Source organism: Pacificibacter marinus, assembly GCF_018860665.1.
In the GTDB taxonomy this organism is placed as follows: Bacteria; Pseudomonadota; Alphaproteobacteria; order Rhodobacterales; family Rhodobacteraceae; genus Celeribacter; species Celeribacter marinus_A.
In genome coordinates, this window is sequence record NZ_JAHKPK010000041.1 from 1 (window position 1) to 5,297 (window position 5,297).

Annotated in this window: 11 protein-coding genes and 1 tRNA gene; 11 read left to right on the plus strand and 1 reads right to left on the minus strand. The window is 50.0% G+C overall.

What is annotated here, in order from left to right; all coding sequences use genetic code 11:
• Positions 1-141 (minus strand): transposase (locus tag KO497_RS12670; RefSeq protein WP_215944355.1); only part of this gene is annotated, 141 nt, incomplete at its 3' end.
• A 774-nt stretch (positions 142-915) separates the two neighbouring features.
• On the opposite strand from KO497_RS12670, the gene KO497_RS12675 reads away from it, so the two are divergent.
• The 11 genes from KO497_RS12675 (at position 916) to KO497_RS12725 (ending at position 4,740) form a co-directional block, all read left to right on the plus strand.
• Positions 916-1,173, plus strand: a complete 258-nt coding sequence (locus KO497_RS12675; protein WP_215944345.1) for a hypothetical protein — start codon at positions 916-918, stop codon at positions 1,171-1,173.
• A complete protein-coding gene (locus KO497_RS12680; RefSeq protein WP_215944346.1) occupies positions 1,170-1,415 on the plus strand; it encodes a hypothetical protein in 246 nt (81 codons plus the stop codon). Before KO497_RS12675 ends, KO497_RS12680 begins: the two co-directional genes overlap by 4 nt.
• Positions 1,412-1,720, plus strand: coding sequence for a hypothetical protein (locus tag KO497_RS12685; protein WP_215944347.1), 309 nt, complete (start codon positions 1,412-1,414; stop codon positions 1,718-1,720). Before KO497_RS12680 ends, KO497_RS12685 begins: the two co-directional genes overlap by 4 nt.
• Positions 1,717-1,980, plus strand: coding sequence for a hypothetical protein (locus KO497_RS12690; RefSeq protein ID WP_215944348.1), 264 nt, complete (start codon positions 1,717-1,719; stop codon positions 1,978-1,980). The genes KO497_RS12685 and KO497_RS12690 overlap by 4 nt, the downstream gene beginning before the upstream one ends.
• Before the next feature lie 12 nt (positions 1,981-1,992).
• Positions 1,993-2,310, plus strand: coding sequence for a hypothetical protein (locus KO497_RS12695; RefSeq protein WP_215944349.1), 318 nt, complete (start codon positions 1,993-1,995; stop codon positions 2,308-2,310).
• A gap of 13 nt (positions 2,311-2,323) precedes the next feature.
• Entirely contained in the window at positions 2,324-2,482 is a 159-nt protein-coding gene (locus tag KO497_RS12700) for a hypothetical protein (protein WP_215944350.1), read from the plus strand.
• Positions 2,483-2,514: 32 nt separating this feature from the next.
• Positions 2,515-2,784, plus strand: coding sequence for a hypothetical protein (locus tag KO497_RS12705; RefSeq protein ID WP_215944351.1), 270 nt, complete (start codon positions 2,515-2,517; stop codon positions 2,782-2,784).
• Positions 2,785-2,869: 85 nt separating this feature from the next.
• Entirely contained in the window at positions 2,870-3,460 is a 591-nt protein-coding gene (locus tag KO497_RS12710; RefSeq protein ID WP_215944352.1) for a hypothetical protein, read from the plus strand.
• Positions 3,460-3,630, plus strand: a complete 171-nt coding sequence (locus KO497_RS12715) for a hypothetical protein (RefSeq protein WP_215944353.1) — start codon at positions 3,460-3,462, stop codon at positions 3,628-3,630. Before KO497_RS12710 ends, KO497_RS12715 begins: the two co-directional genes overlap by 1 nt.
• A complete protein-coding gene (locus tag KO497_RS19480) occupies positions 3,627-4,610 on the plus strand; it encodes a tyrosine-type recombinase/integrase (protein ID WP_215944354.1) in 984 nt (327 codons plus the stop codon). Before KO497_RS12715 ends, KO497_RS19480 begins: the two co-directional genes overlap by 4 nt.
• Before the next feature lie 49 nt (positions 4,611-4,659).
• Positions 4,660-4,740, plus strand: a tRNA-Cys gene (locus KO497_RS12725).
• Positions 4,741-5,297: the final 557 nt, after the last annotated feature.

Here is a 5,297-nt window from a genome sequence, read left to right on the forward strand (position 1 = left end):
GCCGCCGAACTTCGCCCGCCATTTATAAAAACTTGCGCTGCTCATTCCATGCTCTCGGCAAAGCTCAGAAACCGGAACACCGCCCTCCGCCTGCTTCAACACCGCCATGATCTGCGCGTCGCTGTATCGTCCATTCTTCATCGTAAATCTCCTCAGATATCTTGCCGAGAAAATTCTATTTTTGAACACCACTAATTTTAGGGGGGATTACCATTCTATCTAGCCGCAAATCTATATCCCTCACAATCACCCCCCTTAAATACAACAGATCAATCTTGAACAAAGTGAGAACATTCTAGCCAAGTGTCAATACTGTCCACACCTTCAATGTATTACGCGACTATCAAATGGGTCGCTCGACAAATTGTACAGGTACGGAATTCAGTAAAGGAGACTTCAAATAAAAGGATTAACCTCAAAATGCTAAACGACACCACACTTCTGATATTAGTTATTGCCTATCTCGCTCCCCTTGTGTTCATCATCTGGGCTATCATTTCTATTGTAAATGCGTTGAACAGGATTGCAGCGACTCTTGAAGAACGTGGCACTGAACACTCAAGCGATACAGACAAGATTTCCCCAAAAAACCGAAAATCAAACGACCCAGCTTACAAGTATATTTCGAAGTAGCCCCAGATAAGCGAACAACCGATGCGCATCCAATTGTGAGGCTATTTCATCCTTAGCGGCCCAGAAGGTTAAGGAAAAAAAAGCCGATGACACTTTAGAAACAAGTCTACAATGTGCAGTGCTTCCTTCATTTGAATTAGAAAATTATTTATCTGACATGCACCGATAATCCACATAATGTGAATTCATACTTGAATAATCCACAATACGTGGATAATGGTATTTTCATCACCCGCCGAAGACGCCCTGCGCAGATCGCGGAATTTCATGATGGAGAGACCGATGTCAAAACTTCAACACACAGACTTTTCGCTCAAAGGTGCCAAAGCGCCTGATTGCCCGTATTTCGTCGAAGACCTGATTTTCGGCCTCGATCCGCTGCGCATCGATCACGCGCAGATCATCGTGGCCACGCCGCAAAACCATCCTGCCCTGCGCCGCGCATTGGCATTCCGCACCCTCAAAGAGGCACGCGGCGAAACGGTGAATTCACAGCGCTTGATCCTGTCCGCACTCACGCAAGTCGAGGGCACAGCATGAGCGGCGATCCAATCCAGAACCTGCTCAAGCGCATCGATCCGCAAAGCGATTTCGCCGCAAAACACGATGCCTTTGTCGCAGAAGCGCTGGAAACCGGCGGCAGCTATCAAGCCCAAGCTGGCAGCGCGTTCCTGATCGATCTGCACGGCGTCCGCGTTCTCGCCAACTCGGAATCCAGCGCCCACGCCCTATGGCTGCGCGCGGCCAACACTCAAGTCGCGAAATTGGGCGGTGCAGCATGAATGCCCCAACCGCGATCCCGCGCCCGCGCCGCATCTTTGCCCGCTCAGAACGCGACATGCCCAAAGGCGCAGTATTCCTTGGCCCCACATCCAAATGGTGGCCGAAGCAGCATAATCCCAGCAGCACACCGGCCTATGCCCGGGAAACCTATCGCCAATCCTTAGCGGTGCCGTGCAAATGGCTCAGCCGCATCGAGATTCGCAACGAGCTGCGCGGCAAAGACATCGCCAGCGCCTGCCCGCCTGAACAGGAAAGCTTTGTCGACGTGCTGATTGATATCGCCAACAGCGATGAAACAGCATGACACGTTACAATCAAATGCCCCCTGCAAAACAGGCTGGCATCCTGTGCAACGATCCGCAGTTTCAAACCTTCGCAGCCATCCGCAGCGGGCTTTCTGATACCAAATTCTGCGCCAGCGCCGCTGCCCAATACCTGCGCGACATATGCAAAATAGACAGCCGCCGCGAGCTCAACACAGATGCGGCAGCCCAATCAAACTTCGCAGCCCTGCGCACAACATTCGACGCATGGGCCGGACGCATCGCAACACCGAACCACTGAAAGGATCATCAATTGCTTAAAATCTTCAAACGCAATGACAGCACTCAAAATGACGCATTCGGGAACGTATCGCTCGGCGACAAAGTCAAAGACACCCTGACTGGATTCACCGGCATCGTCACCGCACGCGCAGAATATTTGACAGGCTGCAATCAAATCTTCGTCCTCCCAAGCGCAGAAAAAAGCAACGAATACAAAAACGGGCACTGGTTCGACATTGAGCGCATTGAAAAGCTAGAGGGGGCGGTCGTCGATATATCGGCGCGCCGCACAGGATCAGACATCCCCACGCCACGCGCAGATGGCCCACGTATCGAACCAAATCACTGAAAGTGATTGCAGCATGAAAACTGTCGCAAAACTCAACAAAAAAGAAATAGGCGAAGCGATCAAAGCATTTGTCGCGCAAAAAACGAAGGGGAAAGTCCCCCCAAACGGCGTGATTTTACATCTAGACGGACCAGAGAACATCGAAGCAAGCGTCACCTACGAACTGGATTAAAACCGCCACCAAATCGGTGAAAGGATCTGCAAATGTCAGCACTTGAAACCGCTCGCGCCTGTACAGCGGCACCCACTACACAGCAGCCGCCAAATAGCACCAAGAATAGCGCGAGATCCGAACCTTTCGGGCTTAGATCTGCGTGGCTTCATTTTGCAAACGAGATCGAAATTCGGCACCTTGCCAAACTTCACGGACGCATAAATCGCCGCAAACAAAGCCTGGACGATCTGATCTCAGAACGGCAGCTGATCATGAACCGCTGCATCCGCCGCATGCGTCGTAAAAGCGGCAAGAACTAACAAACCGAAGCGTGACGCATTGGTGTGGGCCGACACAGCGCGGCCCCATCCCATGCGACATACTCACTACAAAAGGAGATTAACCATGCTGTTTGATGAAGCCAAAGACAAATTCAAGGCTGGAAAAATTGGCAGGAAAGACCTGGCACAAGCGTGGCTAGAAGAAACGAAATTCTGCTATGCCAAGCACGGCGGACAAGTAACGCACATGATAGATTTTGCGGAACCATACCACTGGACCTTTTTCGTGGCCTCTAACAACAACGATATGTTTGGAAAGAATTTGGGAGGCATCACGATACCATGCGTTAACGTGCCACCAGAAACGGCTGCCCTCGCACTGATAGCCTATGAAAAGGTTATCTCCAGTCGCCTATGGCAATTCAACGCAGCAGCAACAAATGGTCACAACATGAGCGATCCAACAGAGGACGCTCAAGACCTTAAAACGTCAAGCGCGCAAGGCGACGTCGCGAATAATGTCGATGCAGATGTGAAAACAGATGCCATGCGCTACCGGCACCTGCGCCACAAAGACGTTGATACCATTTACAGTGGCGGTGTTTTTGCAGGCCAAACGCCGCAAAACTACGTTTTGAATAAAGATGATTTAGATCAGGCGATCGATGCCGAAATCGCAATCAAAAAGATCGATGCAATGAAAGGTGAATCGTAATGGGACAACTTAGACCAATTTTGAAACCCGCAGAAATGCGCCGCGCCGTGACCGAATGGGTCTCGAATGGATTTTCTGTCAGCATCCTACCAGATGGGCAGGTAAAAATCATGCCACCGAGCGCATCAATAAAACAGGACGCATTCGACTTGGTGGATATGAAGCAGTGAAACGTGATCTTCCCGCACATGTTTACCAAAAAAAGGGCGGCATATATTTTCAGCGCCGCGGCTATGCAACCCAACGCATTAAAAGCGTACCAGGCACAAAAGAATTCGCTTTGGAATATGCCGCGCTTTTGAACGGAGCGACCCCAGCACCCGTATCAGGCAAAACATTTAACGACCTTTGCACAAGCTACTTTCGCAGTCAGCGCTATCGCAAACTAGCGCCGCGCACAGCCCGTGACTATGAAAAGATCATTGCGTGGGTGCGCAAAAAATTAGGGCCACTCCCCGTATCTGGCATACGCCGTAAAGACGTGATCCGAGCCAGAGACGCGAATGCCGAAACAGTCAGATTTGCCAATTACATCGTTCAAGTTTTGCGCATCCTTTTGGAGCATTCAATTGATCTTGGCTGGCGTGATGACAATCCCGCCAAAGGCGTGCCGTTGATCAAGTCAGAAGGCAAGCAGCGCGAACCGTGGCCGTTAGATAAGATCGAATTGTTTAGGGCAATTGCAAGCGCTCGTGCGCGACTTGTGTTTGAACTTTGCCTTGGAACAGGACAGCGCATTGGTGACGTCTTGAAAATGCGTTGGGATGAAATTGAGGACGGCGGAATCCATATTAAGCAGGGAAAGACAGGCAAGGCTCTTTGGGTGCCATTTACCGCGTCCTTGGCCGTGGTTCTATCCAACACCCCTAAAACTGGACTGACAATTTGCGCCTGGGGATCACGTGGCAAGGCACTGACCTACCGGTCAGCCCATGAGGCAGTGATGGATGTGCGTAAGCAAATTGGAGCTGAAGAGTATGACATGCACTCGCTACGCTATTCAGCAGCATCAGAACTTGCAGCGCTTGGTTGTGATGATGATCTAATCATGGCCGTCACAGGCCATACAACAAAGGGTATGGTCGCAAAATATGCGGGGGCAGCTCGTCAGAAAGTCAGGGCAATACAGGCGCAAGGAAAGCGCAAATAATGTTCGCAACATTCATGAAAAGTTCTCATTATGTTCCGACATTTTCTCAGCGCGAATTGTATATTTTTCAAAGGCATGCGCTCGGATTGCAAATCCGTGTACACCAGTTCGATTCTGGTACTCGCCTCCATTTACTTTCAATGACTTAGCGCTAGTGACGTTATTATAATCTTGAAAGTCTACCCACACCTCTACTCATTCCTGTTCTGTACGCGTTCTGTTCCAAGGTATTTTAGCTATCAGATCGCAAAACCAAAAAATCGGCTACGCACATCGCGCTTGTACCTTATTTTGATTTTTTTTGTGATGAATAACGTGTCTATCGCAAAAGTGTAGATACTGCGCACAGGAGCTCTGCTTGCACCTATCGTGCCAATCCGGCAACGAATTATGCCACCATCACATCGTTTCACCAATTATTCTTCGACAGCGGCACACTCATCATCAACGTCTTTGTGGTCTTGACACGCTTAAGTTCCGATCTCTCAACTCATTTAAGCTGATGGGGTGGATGGCTCCTGCTCCAATCGGCGACGCAATGCGCCATACTGCAGATGTCCATATCTGCTTTTAGGAGGAGCCACCCAATGCGTGTTACTACAATCGGCCTCGATCTGGCCAAGAACGTTTTTCAAGTTCACGGGATCACTAAAGATGACGAGGTCTCCTTCAATCGACCTTTGAGAC